This is a genomic window from Muriicola sp. Z0-33 (assembly GCF_026126425.1).
Classification (GTDB): domain Bacteria; phylum Bacteroidota; class Bacteroidia; order Flavobacteriales; family Flavobacteriaceae; genus JAFMPW01.
Map to the genome: position 1 here is coordinate 1 of NZ_JAFMPW010000017.1, position 19,063 is coordinate 19,063.

Sequence of the window (19,063 nt, forward strand, 5' to 3'; positions counted from 1 at the left end):
CTAAATCTAAATGATTCTAATTCCTCCCTAAATCCCCATAAATGAAAATCTAAAGAAAAACGCTGTCTGCCAATATGTCAATGAACTATCTTAAAATACCCCAAGAAGACATCCCTCTCAAAGCGGCTGCAAATATAGAGCACTTTTTTTGCTTGCACAACCCTAAATCAAAAAAAATATTTTCAATCAGATTAAAAAAACGTAACCCCCTGTAAACGAATTGAAAACAAGGCAGAAATTCTAAGAATCCATCCCTATACCATCTACTATAAATGAGAATTTCAAAACTACTTTATTCATCAAAAGCGTCAAATTCAGAATAAGTGCTTAGCAAAGAGGACCAAAAACACTATAAATAAAGATGAATTACAAAATCATCAGGAGAAAAAGTTCCAGACCAGCCCAAAACGAATAACAAAATCGCGATAAGGGTAATTGGGTGCCGCATAAAATGTATTTCCCGTAAACGAAGAATTAAAATGTTCCGCTTTTAAATACACCCTGGTTTGCCTGATCTTGGCGTTAATAAAGAAATCGAGCATAGGGAAGCCTCCAAACTCCTGATTATTCTGAATATAGAACTCCCCTAACAATGGGTTGTAGGCATCCATATTATATTTGGTAAAATACTTGAAAGTAACCCCTGTCTGCAAATACATTGCTTTTTTAAAAATCTCATTAGAGTAATAGAGCGTGTTCCTGGTAACGAGCTGTGGAAGGTTCAGGACATTATTAGATTGAGAAACATTCTGATACATTACTGTATTGTTAAGCGCCCATTTCCCCAACTTAAATTCTTTGATGTACTTTATTTTAATGTAATTAACACCTTTATCTTCCTGTTTTGGTTTTACAAAGGCATTTTCCTGGCCTGCATCAATATCCTCCTGGCTGGCGTCAGAGGCAAAATAGGCGTAGTTGTCTATTGACGTAAAACTGGCAGATATGTTTCCCCAAACCTGCGAGGCCAAATCTAACTTAAGCCTGTTTACCCTTTCATTTTTAAATGTGGAAGTATTCTGCCAATTAAAATTTTCATAGTCAGATTGATAAAGCAACATATTTAAGTTGGGCATCCGAGATGATAAATGCAAAGAGGCAGTTACTTTGTTGGCATCATTAATTCTATACTGAGCAGATGCATCGAGCATATTTCCAGTAAGGTCTCCCGAAAGCGTATATTGCCCTTCTCCCTCCAGCTCAAATTCTCCAATGCGCTTAGCGTATTTTGCCCCTAAACTAATTTCTTCTCCTTTCAGCTGATTTGGAATCTCACCTTCACTCGTTACCAATATACTATTGAAAAAATAATCGTAACTATATAACCTTCCAAATCCTCTTAAGGTGCCCAATAATTTATTAGATACTTCTACATTAAATTCATTAAAAAAAGTTTTCAGATTGGACTTATCTTCTATCGGACTCAAAAACACATTGCCAAAATAATCTTGCTGATTGGTTTGTCTAAATTGATAGTACTTGGTTTCATAACTTAAAACATGTCCAAGACTCAATGCCCTGGATGCTGTCTTGCCCGAATCACGAGCCTTCTCAATAAGGGCATACTGGTGTTCAAAAAAATACCGTTTTCCCAGAATTTTATTTTCGGCATCCTGGAATACAACGTCTATACGCGACCGGTCCTGAAATTCAGGATTTTCAGATTCAAATTGCAAGGCCGTATCCGCAACTCCGCCACTCTCTTCACTTATAATATCCTGTGCAGCAATATGAGCCCTTAACCAATACCGCCCATCTTTAGTTATATAATTTGCGGTAGTTCTGAAATTACCAGATTCTGACTGGCTGTGCTGGTACTTGCCCAACGATCTGAATCCCTTATAGGCAATGGAGACATTAAATCTTCTGGAAGTGTTCAGGGCTAAAGAAGCATCCAATAATTGCCCCTGCTCAAAAGTGGTCTTAAAAAACAGATCGGTCATTGGGGTAGCTACATTGTAATATTTTATATCCTCAATTTCCAGATAATTAAAATGTTTAGCCCTGGCGCCAATTCTGGGATAAAACGATACCCTGTTAAAATCCCTGCCTAAATAATTGTAGGGCTGCCCAACATTGGCAAATGGCATAAGCTCAAAATCGTCCCTTCTTAGAAAATTATAAGCGTACTCTTTATTAATATTCAAGGTGGTATCCAGGAATGTGGTATCCCTGGCATGGGTGATGATCTTATAATCTTTTATGGTAAGAACTGTTGCGGGAGGGCCACCCTGAGTTTTCCTTTTCCTGAATTGCGTAGAATCCTTTTCCTTTCTTTCAGGAACAGGATCTTTTTGTGAGTAGGCAAGAGTGCCACAAAAAATCAAGACCAGCAAAGGCAGATACTTCATTAACAAAAATTAAGTTTCAAATTTTGAATGCTCTGCCTTATACAGAATTTCAAAATAGTGATTCGTGAACAAAGTTAATTTTTTTGTTCCTAACGAAATGTGAAAGTTTATGGAAGTTTTTGAGAACTAATAGCAAATAGTGGTTTTCCCGTGAATTTAGCGGCTAAACGAAAAGTGATGTTATAAGACAAATAAAATTGAATATTCCCTTATTTTTCAGCATATTTACTAAAAAAATTGCGATGAGCAGAAAATTGGCTTTATTGGTCTTATTTTTTAGTGCTTTTTCATCTGCGCAGTACATTGAAAGTGCCCCCTGGATGGAAGAACTGGAAAAAACCCGATTAACCAGTACTAAAAATAACAAACAGGCTTTTACCCTTTATGAAATCTCTGATGCTTTCGATAATTATTGGAAAAATAAAGATCCGAATGTAAAAGGAAGTGGTTTTAAACCATTTAAACGCTGGGAGAATTACTGGAAACATCAGGTAGATAAAGATGGATACTTACCCAGTCCACGGACTTTGTGGAATGCATGGAAAAATAAAAGCACCTTAACTGGGAAAGTAATCAACCCAACAAGTAACTGGACCTCTATAGGTCCGGCAACACATGGAACCAATAGCGGAAGTTTGCCAGGCCAGGGAAGGGTAAACGCTGTAGCAGTTGACCCTAACAATGAGGATATCTGGTATGTTGGTGCCCCGGCTGGAGGGATTTGGAAATCTACCAATGCCGGAAGTTCCTGGGTGAATCTCTTTGACGATTTCCCTCAGATTGGCGTATCCGGAATTGCTATTGTCCCAAATGCCAATCCCAATCTGGATTCCAATACCATTTATATTACTACAGGAGATGATGATGCTGCAGATTCGTACAGTGTGGGTGTTTTTAAATCTACAAACGGAGGGACTACCTGGCAAGAGACCGGTCTTAATCCTTCTAATGCCAATGTAAACTCCTTAATGAATGAAATAGTAGTAGACCCAGGCAATTCTAATGTGCTATGGGTGGGTACCAATAGCGGCTTATACAAGTCTACCGACGGGGGAGACAGTTGGGATCTTAAACAGGGCGGTAATATCAAAGATTTTAAACTTAAACCGGGAAACAGCAATACCATTTATGCCGTCTCCACTTCCTCTTATTTTAAATCTACAAATGGAGAAGATTTTACCCAAATAACAGACATTTTACCCAGTAGTTCTGGGCGTTTGGTTCTGGGAGTATCCCCGGCCGACCCTGAAGTACTATATCTCTTAAGTGCGGACACAGGGGGAAATAATTTTGCCTATCAGGGGCTTTTTAAATCTACGGATAGCGGCGAGACCTTTGTAGAAAGTATTAATTCTACCGATATTCTGGAATCTAATCAGGCATGGTTCGACCTGGCACTGGAGGTATCCCCTACCAATGCCAATGAACTTTATGTGGGCTGTTTAAATATTTGGAAAAGTTCTAATGGCGGAACCTCATTTACCCGCCTTAATCAATGGTTTAGTAATACCCCGGCATATACACATGCAGATATCCACACCTTAAAATTCTTTGGAGACAAATTGTTCTGCGGTAGTGACGGGGGTATCTATGTTTCTGAAAACGATGGTGTTTCTTTTCAGGATTATACAGTTAACGGAATAGCAATCAGCCAATTCTACAGGCTTTCCGTCGCAAAAGACGATGGCTCCAAAATGGCAGGAGGCCTGCAGGACAATTCAGGTTTTATAAGGAACAATAATCAATGGAATGTGTATACCGGCGGTGATGGGATGGATTATGAAATAGATCCTTCCAATAACAATATCTCCTATGGATTTGTACAATTTGGTGACCCTTTATTTATTTCATCTGATTCCGGACAGTCTATAGGTACCGTAAGTGCACCGGCAGGGATTCAGGGGAATTGGATAACTCCTTTAGCCGTAAGTAGTGATGGAGAGGTTTATGCTGGTTACGATGCAGTGTACAAGTTGGTGGGCAGCTCGTGGGTGAAACAATCTGATGAGATAGGAACATCGGAGTCTAATGAATCACATCCGCAAATGGAAGATCTGGAAATAGACCCAACCAATCCTATGGTAATCTATGCGGCAGAGGGCAATATTGTATACCGAAGCGAAGACGGTGGTGTAAATTTTACTGCCTTCAACATATTTGATTCGGAGATTTCGGACATGGCAGTGAATTCTACCGACGGTTCTTACATTTATGTGACCACTTCCAACCGCGTGGGCACCCCACAAGGTTCGCAGCCAAGTCCAAGAGGTGTTTTCAGGGTATCTGTAAATGCCAACGGCAATGCCGGACCGGAAGAAGATATTACCCTTAACCTGCCCTCAGATCAGGCGTTTTTCGCCATTGCTCATCAGGGGAGACATACAGAAAATCCCATATATGTTGGAACAAGTTTAGGAGTATACCGCCTAGATGACAGTCTTACAGAATGGGAAGATTATTTTACTAATCTGCCCAGTTTGGTGGTAAGCGACCTTGAGATTAGCCTGGATGACGAATTAATTACGGCCTCAACCTATGGGCGTGGGGTATGGCAATCTCCTATCCCAATACAAGTGCCGGATGATGATGTCAGACTAGCTGCAATTACTCCGGAAGCCAATGCGGTGTTATGCGGTGAAATTATCCCGGAACTCGAAATTGAGAATAACGGTTTAAATGCAATTACTTCAGTAGACATTACCTACAGTGTTAATGGTGGTGCAGATCAGAATATAAATGCTCCGGTAAACCTTAATAGTGGTGAAAGTACCACCGTTAATTTGCCTTCTCTTAATATTAACACTCCGGGAGCATCCAGTTTGCAGGTTACAGTTGCTGTTGCCGACGATGCTTTTCCGGATAACAATTCTCTTACGCACGAGTTCTTTGTTAACGAATTTGGTTTTGGAGACGATATAAATACATTTGAAACGCCAGAAGAAAGCTTAATAAGTTACAATGAAAATGGAGATGGAAGTGTGTGGGAGAAAGGAGTACCATCTGGTACTTTATTAAATCAGGCTGCTTCAGGCACCCAGGTGTACGCTACGAATCTTTCAGGGAATCATCCTGACGGAACCAAAGGTATTCTACTGAGTAACTGCTATGAATTATCCAATATCCTTGCCCCGGTTCTTAAGTTTTCCATGGCTTATGAGCTGGAGGTGAATTTTGATATAGTCTATGTGCAATACTCAACCGATAGCGGTTCTACATGGAATGTCTTAGGAAATATCAATAGTCAGCCCAACTGGTACAACAGTGACAGGACCAATGCTAATTCTGGCAACGATGATGACTGCCAGAATTGTCCGGGAGCTCAGTGGACAGGGACCAATACCACACTAACAGAATATGCCTATGATTTTGTTGCCAATGCGGCACTGGGAGAAACCGATCTGACCAATGAAGATAATGTTATCTTCAGAATAGTATTTCATTCTGACCCTGCGGTTAATGAAGAAGGAGTAGTCATTGATGACTTTGTAGTGGAAGGCTTTCAGGATGATGATGATGATGACAACGATGGCATTTTGGATGTAAATGACAACTGCCCGCTAATTGGCAATGCGGATCAGTTAGATTCTGATGGTGATGGTGATGGTGACGCATGCGATAATGATGATGATAACGACGGCATAATTGATACTGAAGATAATTGCCCTTTTAATGCAAATGCTGATCAGGCAGATGCAGATGGTGATGGAATTGGTGATATCTGCGACACCGATGCAGATAACGACGGTGTCCCTAATTCTATTGATCAGTGTGCAAATACACCCGCAGGATCTGTGGTAGATATCACTGGCTGTGAAATATTTACATTACCTGCAAGTAATTTCACTGTGCAGACAAGGGGGGAATCTTGTATTTCCAGTAACAATGGAAGTATTGAGGTAACTGCTTCGCAAATGCTCAACTACACCGCAGTTTTAACCGGACCTAATGTGGATGAGAATAGCAGCTTTACAGAAACCGTCTCTTTTGAAAACCTGGCCGCGGGGACCTATGAACTCTGTATTACCGTTGACGGACAGAATGGTTATCAGACCTGTTTTAATAGCGTGATAACACAACCGGAAGCCTTGTCGGTAAGTTCAAAAATCAGTTCCCTTGACAATGAGGTTACACTTAATCTGATGGGAGGTACATCTTACACCATTACCCTGAATGGTAAAAAATATGAGACTATAGAAAGTGTAATTACACTTCCGTTGAATAAGGTAGAGAATCAGCTCTCTGTAAAAACAGACCTGGAATGTCAGGGGGTTTATGAAGAAAGTATTGTTCTCAGCTCAGAACTAATTATCTATCCTAATCCGGTTGCGGGAGGAAACATAAATATCTACCTGGGCGATCTTGGATCGGAGGATGTAACCCTGAGTTTGTTCACCATAAATGGCGTTCAGGTTGTAACCAAGCAATACGCTGTAAGCGATAGTGAAGTGTCTCTAAATGTTGATGGCCTGGCCAAAGGTATTTACCTGCTCAACATTAAAACAAAAAGCACCCTGTTGAATTTTAAAATTGTACGAAAATGAAATTGAAATATCTAAACGTACTTGTCTTAGGCTTAATACTGGTTTCCTGTGGAGGTGGCAGTGATAATGGCGGCGGCCCTGATCCCGATCCGGATCCGGATCCTGTAGCGGCTCCAAGTGCGGCTACCTTAGTGTTTCCAGATAATAATACTGAATGTAATGAAGGTGTGGTGGTGAGCGATACACAAAGTAGAGTAACTTTTCAATGGAATGCCTCGCAGAATACAGACAGTTATGAGATTAATATAAAGAACCTGAATACCAATAATACTTCAAAGAGCAATTCCGCTACCAATTCCGCTGATATAACCATAGAACGCGGAGTGCCCTATGAGTGGTTTGTCGTATCCAAGGCAACAGGGACAACGGAAACCGCCAGTAGCCCAACCTGGAAATTTTACAATCAAGGACCTGGGATTGAAAATTATGCCCCGTTTCCGGCAGAAGCAATCAGCCCCGGCAGAGGAGCAACTATAGAAGTGGCAGATCCCCTTAGCCTGGAATGGACAGGAAGTGATGTAGATAACGACCTTACTGAATTTGATGTATATTTTGGAACCGAGGCAGACCCTTCAACACTGGTTGAAACAACTGCTGAAAGTACTTCTGAAGTTACCATAAGTTCAGGACAGACGTATTACTGGCGCATAATTTCCAGAGATAGCCAGGGCAATACTTCACAATCAGAAATATTTGAATTTCGGGTGGAGTAATTTTTACGTCCTTCAATTCCTTAGTAACTTTATAGCTTATTTAAAACATACAATACATCCCAATTATTTTGGCGTAATTTTTGCACTAACTATTATAAAATACAATCATGAAAAAAACAGTATTTCCGCTTATCATTATCGGACTTTTTATTAATGCCACAGCACTCGGCCAGGCTACAACCAGAGTAGATTTACCTACGGAATATGTGAGGAACACTACAGTTGGGAACAATACCCTTCCTGAGAATGTTCAGGGCTCTCCGTACTTTACAGAAGGCTTTGTAGCCGGAAAGGTATTTACGGAAAAAGGGGATCCCTATTCTGCTATGTTGCGCTATAATGGCTATAGTGATCAAATAGAAATGAAGGATATGGATAAAACCATAGCCCTTCTAAAAAGAGATTATATTTCGGCAACCATAGCAGGCAAGAAATATGCTATAAAGAAATACCAGGCCAAGAATTCGGAAAAACTGGGGTATTTTGTTGTTTTAAATACCGGTGATATACAATTGTTGGTAAAACAAGAAAAGGAATTCATTGAAGGGAAAGAAGCCAGTACCTCTTATGGCAACAAGGTTCCACCAAAATTTGCGGAAAAGACTACCTATTATTTAAAAAATGGTGAATTGGCTGCTGTACCTACTAAATTAAAGAAGAAAGATATCCTGGGTATTTTAGAGAATAAAAAGGGATTGGCCGACTTTGTAAGCAGTAATGGCCTGAAATTAAAAAGTGAAGCAGAAGTAATTAAACTGTTGAACTTCGCTAATCAGAAGATTTAGAAACAATATACCGTTCATTGTATTGAAGATCTGGCGTAACCTCGTCAGATCTTTTTTGTTTGAGATCTATAGTAATGGATTACGAAGTTAATTTATCAGCTAACAAAATAAGTACCAGGCCCGGGGATAGTAAATCAATATGATTGCTCTAAAGAATACAGAAGCGCATTCTTGTAATTATGCAACTGCCTGTTGATTCTCACCTGGATCAACCCTATTTACGTTTACTGGCTATGGTATACTTAATACAACCTCCACTTATTTATAATGCTCCCTGGTTTATTCCAAAGATAAAGGATAAGCCTGTCTTGAGGGTGGTTCGGGTCTATTGAAGATAGAAACACTTAGATAAAAAAAAGCCGCCCAAAAGGCGGCTTTCAATGTTATAAGATTTATGATCTCAAACCTGATTACTGTCCACAGTAATCTATTTCAAATACTCCTGCAGCGGTACCAGGTCCAAATTCAGCTACAGTGTTTCCACTAGGAGCAATGATCTGGAAAGACATTTCGCCCCAGAAATCCCCTGGGAAGAACCATTCTGCTGATTCCACACCATCAGGAATAGTGATGGTAGCCGATCCACTGGATAATTCCGGTGTACAAGCATAGGTATTAGCCTCATATGGAGTACAAAGACCTACTTCAAAAACTTCTCCAGTACTCAAAGTAACTGTAAGACCAGGTCCTCCATTAGAAGTGGTTGATTGCCAACCATCACCGTAGGAATCCTGCATATTCACTATCCAATCACCCGGCGTTGGGGCCTCAGGACATTCTCTGAAAAAACTTACAGTTAATGTTTCATTTGAGAATATAGCATTACTAGCTCCAGCAATACCGTCAAGATTAAGTACCAAAGTGGTACTACCTTCCTCTGGCAAGGCTGCAAAATTACTACTAATAGTAACTGTTGTAGTGAATTCACCAGCAGGGATTACCAAACCATCAATAGTGTACTGGTCTGGTGTTGCGGTAGATGACGCATCAGCCACAAGTGAAACAGCTCTATCGCTTCCCGACTTAGTAGTCACCTGAACTTCAAGTTCTATAGATGCACCTTCCACAGGTGTAGGGATAGTAGCAGAAGTAACACTTAGTTGTGCCAGTGTCTGACCATTCTCTACATCATAAATAACCACTTCTTCACTTCCACAGGAAATTAGAATGAAAAGGGCTGTTATTATTACAAAATACTTTTTCATTTTTTAAGATTTTAAGTTTAATAACCTGGGTTTTGTTGTTCCCTAATCACGTTGTTAGGATTCAGCTCTATAATTGGAATAGGCATTGTAAATCTGAAATCTGAAACTTCTAATGAACAAGCGCCATTAATGGCACAATCCAACGGATCTCTTGAAATACCCCTGTTGGCTCTAGATCCCAAACGTTTAAGATCTTTCCATCTGTGGCCTTCAAAAACCAATTCTATTCTTCTCTCATCCAAAATAGCCCCAAATGCATCAGCTGCATCTGTGTATGTTGGTAATGGCTGGTCTGTTCCAAATCTGGCGTCTCTTAATTGCTTAATTAAGGCCGCTGTAGAATTCGAAGCTCCATTGATACTTCCTGCATCAGCCAAAGCTTCTGCTTTTATCAATAACATCTCTGAAGCTCTGAATACTTTCAAATCATTCATAAGAGGAACTCCTTCAGAACCAGGATACTTCTGGATAACCAGAATATCTTCGTTTCTGTAATCAACTGCATTTTGGTAATCCGGGCTGATTATTGAGGATGGATCAACATTTACATCAAAACGGATATCCAGAGGATCTAATAAATTAAATACTGCTCTACCCATTTCAAAATAAGGGCTACCTGCTAAAGTTGAGTTTACGAAAGCATAATTTGCTCCGGCCCAACCGCCAGCAGCACCACTACCTGTAGCACCCTGACCATTATATCCATCAGATTGAGTACGGTCTAACTTAAAAATTACTTCCGTATCATCAGCATCAAGGTACATGGCCTCGTACTGTGCTCTGTTTGCAAGCGGATAGCTAGCTAACAACTGACTGGCATAGGTATCAGCCAAACTGTACTGCCCTCTATAGGCAGCCATTCTGGCTCTTAATGCAGTAACAAAATCCTGGCTAATAAAAGTAGCACTAGACTGAGTTGTTAACAATCCGGCAGCAGTTGAAAGATCAGATTCAATCTGACCATATACTTCACCGTTAGTATTTCTCGGTAGACTTTGGTCTATCGTAGGTATGAAATTTAAGATAATAGTACCAAGAGCACCATCGTTAGCATAATCTGTAGTGAAATAAGATTGAACCTGGAATTGTGCAAAAGCTCTTAAGCCATATGCCTGCCCTAAAATATCATTAAGCTGGGCCTGCTCTCCATCTCCAACTTCTACAAGCGAAGCTGCTTCTATAATCCTTGTAGCAATATTCATTGCTGCATAGTTTCTTGTCCAGATACTATTAGGGGCAGCACTGTTTGGGTTAAGTACAAAACCGTACTCCCCATTTCCAAGTCCCTGACCTCCATTATCGAACCCAATTGATATCTCATCTGCAAAAACAGAGTTGAATTGGATTTCTGAAGTAGTATCATAAAGTGCATACAGACCAATTAATCCATCCTGTAAATCACCGACATTCTGGAATGCCACATCTGCAGGTAAACGTCCTGGTTGTGCAATATCTATAGCGTCATTACAAGCAGCGGCTGTAATTATTAACGCGAGTAAGACTAGTTTTTTTATGTTTTTCATTTTTCTCAATTTTTTATTAAAATCCTAATTCAAACCCTACAGATAGAATCCTTGGCGTTGGATATTGTCTGCTTCCAGTACTTAATGCACTTTCTACGTCAAACCCTCTCCACTTGGTCCAAGTGATAAGGTTTTCAGCATTTACAAAAACTCTAAGTACGTTAAAGCCAGTTCCTTTCAGGTACTCCTGAGGAAAAGTATATCCAACCTGAGCAAAACGAAGCCTTAAATAATCTGCTTCCTTCAGGTATCTATCAGATGAGCCACCTAACGCAAGGTTGCTTGCAGTTAAGGAAGGAATATCTGTTTCTCTGTTATCTACTGTCCATGCATCAAGAATATCTCTTGAGTGTCTGAACTGTCCAATGTTATTCGGGTTCTGGAAACCGGAGAGGTCAAAATCGTATCTGTCAACTCCAACAGCATAGTTAAACTGAGTGCTAACAAAGAATCCTTTGTAATCCAAGTCGAAAGTAATACCACCCTGATAGTCAGGATAAATATTCTTATTTAACCACACTCTGTCTGTATCAACATTAGGGCTTTCTGTAACATCCCCATCAGCAGTTAAGAACAATAAGTTACCATTCGCTGGGTTAACACCTGCATATCGGTATACGAAATATTCGTTCAATGGTCCGCCTACTTGTCTACCTGTTAATGAACCAGCGCCTACTACGGTGCCATCTTCTGTAGGTATTTCAAGGTTTTCCTGTTTGTTGTAGTTTCCATTAAAACCAACAGACATATTAACTCCGTCTGTTCCGCCTCTTAGGATATCATAATTAAGCGTTACATCAATACCCTTGTTTTCTAAGGAACCGATATTAGCTCTTAAGATAGTCTGGGCGTTTACTGCGGATAACGGTCTGTCCTGGAAAAGGTCTTTGGTAGTTTTGATATAACCGTCTACCGAACCTCTAAGTCTTCTGTCGAACAATTCGAAATCAAGACCAATGTTAGACTGCTCTATAGTTTCCCACTGAAGAATGGTATTCCCTAATTGTGAAGGTACAATGGAGTTAGCTCCACCATATCCTGCACCAGTAGCAAACAAATCTAAATAAAGGTCAGCTGCTGCGAAAGGCGCAAACTGTCCAACTGCGTCTACAATATTCTGGTTACCAGTAGTACCGTAAGATCCTCTAAGCTTAAGTACATCAAAAATAGATCCTTCCATAAAGGCCTCATTACTGATGTTCCATCGTCCTGCAACAGACCAGAAAGTTGCCCAACGGTTACTTCCTGCGAAACGTGAAGAAGCATCCCTTCTTATTGTTCCTGTAATACCGTATCTGGTATCGTAGTCATAATCTGCCTGTCCGAAATAAGAGAATAGACCTGCATTTAAAATATCTGCGGCAGGCGCATCCACGAAGAAGTCGTTGTTTCCGTTGTCGGTAATAAATCCGTCACCGTCACCAGGGAAGAACGTCTTTGGGTTTAACCCGTTCTCTCTGAAACCAAATCTTCTGTAGTGTGCTTTAAAATATTCCGAATAAGCACCTACATCTACAGTATGCTTACCAAAAGTCTTCAGGTAGTTTAATGAAAGTACCTGGTTATAAGTAAATGTTCTAGTTACGAACTGATCCTGAAAACCAGAAGTAGGATTTGCTCCCCCACCAAATAACAATGCGTTAAATGAAGTTGGCCCTTCAGCTCTTGTTAAGTGTTCATCTGTATAATCTCCTGACATTACGATTTTCGCTGTGATGTCATCTGTGATCTTATAGCTCGCATTAAAAGTTCCGATTATCTTAACTTCAGATTCCTTTCTTGTATAGGTTCTAAGTCTGTCTAACAAGAATAATGGAGTATTGGCAAATGATAATGGAGAAAGTAATGCAGCTCCATCAGTGTAATCATCAGGTGTAATATAAGGTAAGGACTGATATGCCCCTAAAATATAGTTCCTGTTAATTGCACCAGATCCAATACTGTTTGGCTCATTAGATTCTGAGTAGTTGATAGAAAAGTTAGATCCGTAATTGAATCTGTCATTTTCTGATTTACCAGAGATATTGTTTCGGATATTAAACCTCTTTAAATCACTCGCCTGTAAGATACCTTCAACGTTGGTATACCCAAGAGAAGTGAAGGAATTAATATTCTCACCACCACTAGTAATGTTTAAGGTATGATTTTGAGTAAGTCCTGTGTCAAAGAAGAAATTAGACCAGTCAAAATTAGGAGAAGCTCCAATTTCAGCATCTGTCAGGCCTGCCCCTCTACCGTTTCCAAAATCGCGCTCCAGAGTTAATTGCTCCTGAGCGTTCATAAGGTCATAATCATTATCCTGCAGGCTGGTAAAACTAAGCTGGCCCAGGTAATTGATCCTGGTAGCAGAGTTAAAAGTACCACCTCTTGTTTTAATGATAACTACCCCGTTAGCACCTCTGTTTCCATAAATGGCAGTTGCACCAGCATCCTTTAATACGGATATAGATGCGATATCATTAGGATTTAAACTCCTGAAGTTATCTTCATCTACAGGCGCTCCATCAATGATAAAGAGTGGCTCTGTATTACCATTAACAGAACCAACACCCCTAAGGTTAATCTGGGTATTACCACCAGGCTGTCCTGAACTGGTTGTAATATTTAAACCTGCAACCTGCCCGGATAGGGTCTGTGCAAAGTTTGCATTGGGTCTAAGTGCAATAGTTTCTGCACTTACAGTTACCGATGCAATACTAGATTTCTCCTTAGTAGAAGTACGGTAACCTTGCACAACAACTTCCTGTAGTGCTTCGGCATCTTCTTCCATCTGCACATCTATTGTACTGGAAGCACCGATGGTTCTGTCTACTGTTTTTTGCCCGAGGTAACTAAATCTTAAAACCTGTCCTGTGGAGGCGTTAATCATATAGTTCCCATCAAAATCAGATTGGGTACCGGTTGTTGTTCCAACTACAACCACGTTTACCCCTGGAAGAGGTAGTCCTAACTGATCTGTAATGTTACCGGAAATTGTCTTTTCCTGCCCGAATGACAGGCTCATGCATAACACCAGCAAAGGTGTTAACATCCAAGTTAACTTTGATCTCATTTAATTAGATTTTTGAATTAGTCAGGTGCAAAAGTCTTAATAATTCGTTAATTATGCAAGTAAGACCTGTTCTCAGGGGCTATTCTTGTTAAAAATCGTCCAGAATTTATCGAATACTTAGAAATTTTATTCTTTGATTGAGAGAAATACAGCTTTTTAACATATTTATTTGTTAAGATTTATCAAAAACTGAAGCAAAATCAATGCTAAGTCGCTCATTTTATGCTAAAAACATTCTTTAATGGTCCTAATGAAGCCGGAACAGATGAGGCAGGAAGAGGGTGCCTGGCCGGACCGGTAACGGCAGCCGCAGTAATTTTACCTCCAGAATTTAGTAATCCCATTTTAAACGATTCCAAACAACTTTCGGAAAAGAAAAGGATACTGCTTAAACCGCTTATAGAAAAAGAAGCCCTGGCCTTCGGTGTGGTGCACCTGGGAATTGAAACCATTGATGAAATAAATATCTTGAATGCCTCTATACAGGCCATGCATTTAGCACTGGATGATATGAGGCTGAGACCCGAGTATATTATTGTAGATGGCAATAGGTTTAAAGAGTATAAAGACATCCCGCACAACTGCATCATAAAAGGAGACAGTAAATATATGAGTATTGCAGCAGCATCTGTTTTGGCCAAAACTTTCAGGGATGCGTATATGGAGCAACTACATTTTGAATATCCCATGTACAATTGGAGAAAAAACAAGGGATATCCCACAAGGGAGCATAGGGAAGCAATAGCAAAATATGGCATAACAAAATACCATAGAAAAAGCTTCAGACTACTCCCGGAACAACTAAAGTTGAAGTTGTAGATAAATTATATATCAAATCTAAATAAGCGTTCACCAGATAGGTTGACATTTCCTATTTCCCTAAAATTTATTGATATAAAAGAACGAGATAATATTCTAAATTTGCATCAAAGAATATATTAATGAAGCTGAAATTTTTACTAGTATTAGTGGTACTCGGATGCTATGGATGTAAAAATGAAATAAATGAACCCAGCTCAATTCTGAATTTCGTGCCCGAGAATGCGGGAGTAATTGTTAAGATTAATGATATCTCCCGCTTAAAGAGCGAATTAAAGAACAACACCTTCCTTTCTGCCGTAAACAATACCCGGGCCTATCGGGAACTATCGGAAAAAGCAAAGCTGTTAGACTTTATAAAATCAGATACCACTGCCCTCCTTGCATATATACCATCTACCACAGATTCAACAGAAGCACTGTTGGTTGTACCACAAGCTGCCGCAATTAAAATTAGTGATAGCTTAAGCAGTAGCAGCAAACCATCTTTTAGCTATAAAGGTGTCACTATAGATAATCACATTCTGAACAATCAGGACTTTTTTAGTACCTATCAGGAAGATTTTCTATTGATTGCATCCTCCAGGGCGCTATTAGAGAATGTTATCGAATCAGGAGGGTCCCAGGAAACGGATAAGACCCTCACTGCTTTATTTGATATTTCAAATTCTGTTAAATCAGCAACAGTGTTTATTAAAACCAAATTTAGCAAGGGAATAGAGAGCAACAATTTAAAAGACACAACGAGCGTTCATCTGGCGGACTATTCCGAATGGCTCTCTTTGGATCTGGACAGCCACCCCGATAAATTAAAACTAAATGGTATAGCCCTTGCACAAGACAGCACAAAGCACTTCGTAAATCTTTTTAAACAAATACCCCCTATTGTGCTTGCAACACCATCTGTTGCTCCCTCGGATGCGGATGCAATTCTTGCCTTTTCGTTGATAGATTACGAACGTTTTGCCGAAAATCAAAAGGAATATCTGAGCAACACCTTTGTACTGGATAGCTTATTCAACGGAGTAGAAGAAATTGGACATATTTATTTGGATAAGCAGTCTGCTATTGTTTTGCATACCTATGCTTCCGAAAATATTTCTGAATTCCTCCAAAATAATACAACGGTTACCATAGACTTTCAGGGAAATGAAATTTCGGGCCTGAGTAAAAATGAATTCTTAAATAATTTTTTTGATCCTCTGATCTCCAATTTTGATGCGCGGTTCTACACCGTTCTGGAAAACGCTTTTGTATTTAGTGCTGATCAGCTTGTCCTTCAAAAAATAGTTTCATCCTATAAGCGCAATAGCGTCTTTACCTCCAGCCCATTATTTAAGACCCTGCAACCCTCACTGGCCGATGAATCCAATATTTTAATTATCTCCAATTCCTCCGGTTTGGACAAGTTGCTTAAAGAAGATTTCTCCGCAGGATTCATTGCCGAACTGAATACTACAAAAATTTCCAATTTCGCTTTCGGCACCCAAATAATAGCAGACCATCAATTTTTTCATACCAATATGGTCGTCAAAGAAATTGGCAGCAATGCAGCGGACAATTCAATATCACAAGTTTTTTCCTTGCAATTGGATGCAGAATTGAATACTGATCCTCAGTTTGTAATTAATCACAGAACAGCTAAGCAGGAAATTGTGGTACAGGATATAGAGAATAACCTATACCTTATCTCCACTGCAGGAAAGGTGCTGTGGAAGAAAAAACTCAATGCAAAAATACAGGGTAATATTTCTCAGGTAGACCTGTATAAAAATGGTCGTCTGCAACTGGCCTTTACAACCTCTGATCAATTTATTATACTGGACCGCAACGGCAAAGAAGTAGGCCCGTTTAATATGAAATTTGAAGGTGGTAATCTTAACCCTTTATCGGTGTTCGATTATGACAAAACTAAAAATTATCGTTTCGTAATTACCCAGGGTACAAATGTTTTTATGTACAATAGTAAGGGCAATATTGTAAATGGCTTTAAGTATACCAAAGCCGAAGCAAACGTCTTATTTGCTCCCAGGCATTTCCGGATTGGTCGGAGAGATTATCTGGTATTTCAATTAGAAAATGGAAAACTTATGATCCTGACTCGGGAAGGCAAGATAAGAGTGGCTGTTAAGGAAAATATTTCCTTTTCGGAAAATGAGGTAATGCTGTATAAAAACAAGTTTACCCTTACAGACAAAAACGGAACATTAATTGTCATCGATGAAAAAGGAGGCATCTCCGGAACCAAATTTAATTTTAATGAAGATCACGGGACAGATGCTACCAGCAAAACACTGGTAAGTATAAATGATAATGTGCTGACAATAAAAGGAAAAAAAGTAACGCTGGACCTGGGCGTATACACAAAACCAAAGATTTTCTATCTCTACGATAAAATTTATGTTGGGGTAACCGACCTGCAAACAGAGCGGGTATACTTATTTGACAGTAATGCCAAAAGCATTTCAAACTTTCCGGTAATGGGCAGTACTTTGCCAGATATGTCCGACATGGATAACGATAGAAAAGTAGAATTGCTCACTAAAGAGAACAGCAACTCCCTGGTGGTATACAAAATAAATTAATACGTTTTTTTTTACCACTTATGTTAACTTTCATACGGGATATACATTAAAGGGTATTAATCTCCTTTTAAATCCTTATATTTAAGTTACTTAAAGTCACACTATTATGAAAGCCCTTACCCTAATAATCAGATTCATTTTTACATTTTTTTTAATTGTAATATGCATCCCCGATGCCAATGCACAGGTTTTTAAGAAACTCAAGAAAAAAGCTGAAAAAGCAGCAGAACGCACCGTAGAACGAAGAGTAGAAAAAGAATCCTCTAAAAAAACCGATCAGGTGCTCGACAGCATCCTGGAACCGGGCAAGAAAGGAAAAACACCAACAGATAAAGATGGTAATCCTATACCAGGTGGTCAAAACCCCAATAACACGGGGCGGGGAAATGACAACTCAAATACAACTGGTGAAGGCGGGCCTAAAACCATTCAGATATACAGCAAGTTCGATTATGTTCCGGGAGATAAGCTATTATTCTTCGATGATTTCGATAATGATTTCGTAGGGGACTTCCCTTCAAAATGGAATACCAACGGAAGCGGCGAAGTGGTTACCATTAACGATTCGCCACAAAAATGGCTAAAGATCCTCCCCGGGCATTCTACCTACTACATTCCAGACGTTCCCAGCCTTCCAGAGGAGTACACTATCGAATTTGATATTCTGGCTACCGGTCTGGACCGTCAAACTTCATCTACCGCTACCCTGCAGGTAGAGCTTAGCGCAAACAATACTTTTAAGGCCGGGGATGCTTATGCCTATGCGCTTATTCCCTTTTGTCAGTATTCGCCTATTGGAGTGCGTGTAAGGAATTATGATCGCCAGGGTGGTGGTTCTGAGATCAACAATGTAGTCAATGCTGATTTAAGACAAACCGTACTCAACCAGCCCCATGTTTCTATAGCTGTTAACAAACAACGCTTCCGAATGTGGATCAATGAAAGAAAATATGTAGACATCCCAAGGATGATACCAGCGGGCAATAAAATTACCGCGCTTAAATTTCACCTGAATACCTTTAAAGACGGTAAAGAAAACCTGTTTATTTCTAACTTGAAAGTCGCAGAAGGTGGTTTGGATTTGCGCAGAACCCTTATAGCAGACGGCAGGGTCTCTACCAACGGTATCCTTTTCGATTCTGGTTCCGCCAACATACAACCACAATCTATGGGCATCATCCGGCAAATCTCCCAGGTACTGCAACAAGAAAGAGATATGAATTTAAATATTATTGGCCATACCGATGCAGATGGGAACGATGCCGCCAATATGGATTTATCTAAATCCAGGGCTAATGCCGTAAAAGATGCGCTGGTAAATGTTTATAATATAGATGCTGCCAGACTCTCAACAGATGGCAAAGGCGAATCAGAACCTGTAGGAGACAACACCACCACAGACGGGAAAGCACAAAACCGAAGGGTGGAGTTTGTTAAGCAATAAACAATTATCAATTATCAATCATCAATTATCAATTAATAACCATTA

10 protein-coding genes are annotated in these 19,063 nt (G+C 39.8%); 6 read left to right on the forward strand and 4 right to left on the reverse strand.

The window, feature by feature from the left end:
• Nucleotides 1-377: 377 nt before the first annotated feature.
• Nucleotides 378-2,351: a putative porin gene (locus tag J1G40_RS16715; protein ID WP_265243807.1), complete on the reverse strand. Its 1,974-nt coding sequence runs from the start codon at nt 2,349-2,351 to the stop codon at nt 378-380.
• 242 nt (nt 2,352-2,593) lie between these two features.
• Between J1G40_RS16715 and J1G40_RS16720 the strand changes: the two genes are divergently transcribed.
• The 3 genes from J1G40_RS16720 (at nt 2,594) to J1G40_RS16730 (ending at nt 8,390) form a co-directional block, all read left to right on the forward strand.
• A complete protein-coding gene (locus tag J1G40_RS16720) occupies nt 2,594-6,892 on the forward strand; it encodes a thrombospondin type 3 repeat-containing protein (RefSeq protein ID WP_265243808.1) in 4,299 nt (1,432 codons plus the stop codon).
• Nucleotides 6,889-7,605, forward strand: coding sequence for a hypothetical protein (locus J1G40_RS16725; protein ID WP_265243809.1), 717 nt, complete (start codon nt 6,889-6,891; stop codon nt 7,603-7,605). The genes J1G40_RS16720 and J1G40_RS16725 overlap by 4 nt, the downstream gene beginning before the upstream one ends.
• 107 nt (nt 7,606-7,712) lie before the next feature.
• Nucleotides 7,713-8,390, forward strand: coding sequence for a hypothetical protein (locus J1G40_RS16730; protein ID WP_265243810.1), 678 nt, complete (start codon nt 7,713-7,715; stop codon nt 8,388-8,390).
• A gap of 410 nt (nt 8,391-8,800) precedes the next feature.
• Here the strand turns inward: J1G40_RS16730 and J1G40_RS16735 are convergent, their stop codons facing one another.
• Genes J1G40_RS16735 through J1G40_RS16745 form a run of 3 tightly spaced genes read right to left on the reverse strand, consistent with a single transcriptional unit; the run spans nt 8,801 to nt 14,170 of the window.
• Nucleotides 8,801-9,595: a hypothetical protein gene (locus J1G40_RS16735; protein ID WP_265243811.1), complete on the reverse strand. Its 795-nt coding sequence runs from the start codon at nt 9,593-9,595 to the stop codon at nt 8,801-8,803.
• Nucleotides 9,596-9,612: 17 nt separating this feature from the next.
• Nucleotides 9,613-11,118: a RagB/SusD family nutrient uptake outer membrane protein gene (locus tag J1G40_RS16740; RefSeq protein WP_265243812.1), complete on the reverse strand. Its 1,506-nt coding sequence runs from the start codon at nt 11,116-11,118 to the stop codon at nt 9,613-9,615.
• Nucleotides 11,119-11,134: 16 nt separating this feature from the next.
• On the reverse strand, nt 11,135-14,170 hold the full coding sequence (locus J1G40_RS16745; RefSeq protein WP_265243813.1) for a SusC/RagA family TonB-linked outer membrane protein: 3,036 nt from the start codon (nt 14,168-14,170) through the stop codon (nt 11,135-11,137).
• Nucleotides 14,171-14,392: 222 nt separating this feature from the next.
• Here J1G40_RS16745 and J1G40_RS16750 point away from each other — a divergent pair, with 222 nt between their 5' ends.
• The 3 genes from J1G40_RS16750 to J1G40_RS16760 all read left to right on the forward strand — a co-directional run bounded on the left by J1G40_RS16750 (nt 14,393) and on the right by J1G40_RS16760 (nt 19,018).
• The gene (locus J1G40_RS16750) at nt 14,393-14,989 is read left to right on the forward strand and encodes a ribonuclease HII (RefSeq protein WP_265243814.1); all 597 of its coding nucleotides are present in this window, start codon (nt 14,393-14,395) and stop codon (nt 14,987-14,989) included.
• Nucleotides 14,990-15,111: 122 nt separating this feature from the next.
• Nucleotides 15,112-17,574, forward strand: a complete 2,463-nt coding sequence (locus tag J1G40_RS16755; protein ID WP_265243815.1) for a ribonuclease HII — start codon at nt 15,112-15,114, stop codon at nt 17,572-17,574.
• Nucleotides 17,575-17,680: 106 nt separating this feature from the next.
• Nucleotides 17,681-19,018, forward strand: coding sequence for an OmpA family protein (locus tag J1G40_RS16760; protein WP_265243816.1), 1,338 nt, complete (start codon nt 17,681-17,683; stop codon nt 19,016-19,018).
• Nucleotides 19,019-19,063: the final 45 nt, after the last annotated feature.

Coding starts and splice junctions, on each gene's coding strand:
- J1G40_RS16715 (WP_265243807.1), bottom strand. CDS start 2,351: ATGAAGTATCTGCCTTTGCTGGTCTTGATTTTTTGTGGCACTCTTGCC.
- J1G40_RS16720 (WP_265243808.1), top strand. CDS start 2,594: ATGAGCAGAAAATTGGCTTTATTGGTCTTATTTTTTAGTGCTTTTTCA.
- J1G40_RS16725 (WP_265243809.1), top strand. CDS start 6,889: ATGAAATTGAAATATCTAAACGTACTTGTCTTAGGCTTAATACTGGTT.
- J1G40_RS16730 (WP_265243810.1), top strand. CDS start 7,713: ATGAAAAAAACAGTATTTCCGCTTATCATTATCGGACTTTTTATTAAT.
- J1G40_RS16735 (WP_265243811.1), bottom strand. CDS start 9,595: ATGAAAAAGTATTTTGTAATAATAACAGCCCTTTTCATTCTAATTTCC.
- J1G40_RS16740 (WP_265243812.1), bottom strand. CDS start 11,118: ATGAAAAACATAAAAAAACTAGTCTTACTCGCGTTAATAATTACAGCC.
- J1G40_RS16745 (WP_265243813.1), bottom strand. CDS start 14,170: ATGAGATCAAAGTTAACTTGGATGTTAACACCTTTGCTGGTGTTATGC.
- J1G40_RS16750 (WP_265243814.1), top strand. CDS start 14,393: ATGCTAAAAACATTCTTTAATGGTCCTAATGAAGCCGGAACAGATGAG.
- J1G40_RS16755 (WP_265243815.1), top strand. CDS start 15,112: ATGAAGCTGAAATTTTTACTAGTATTAGTGGTACTCGGATGCTATGGA.
- J1G40_RS16760 (WP_265243816.1), top strand. CDS start 17,681: ATGAAAGCCCTTACCCTAATAATCAGATTCATTTTTACATTTTTTTTA.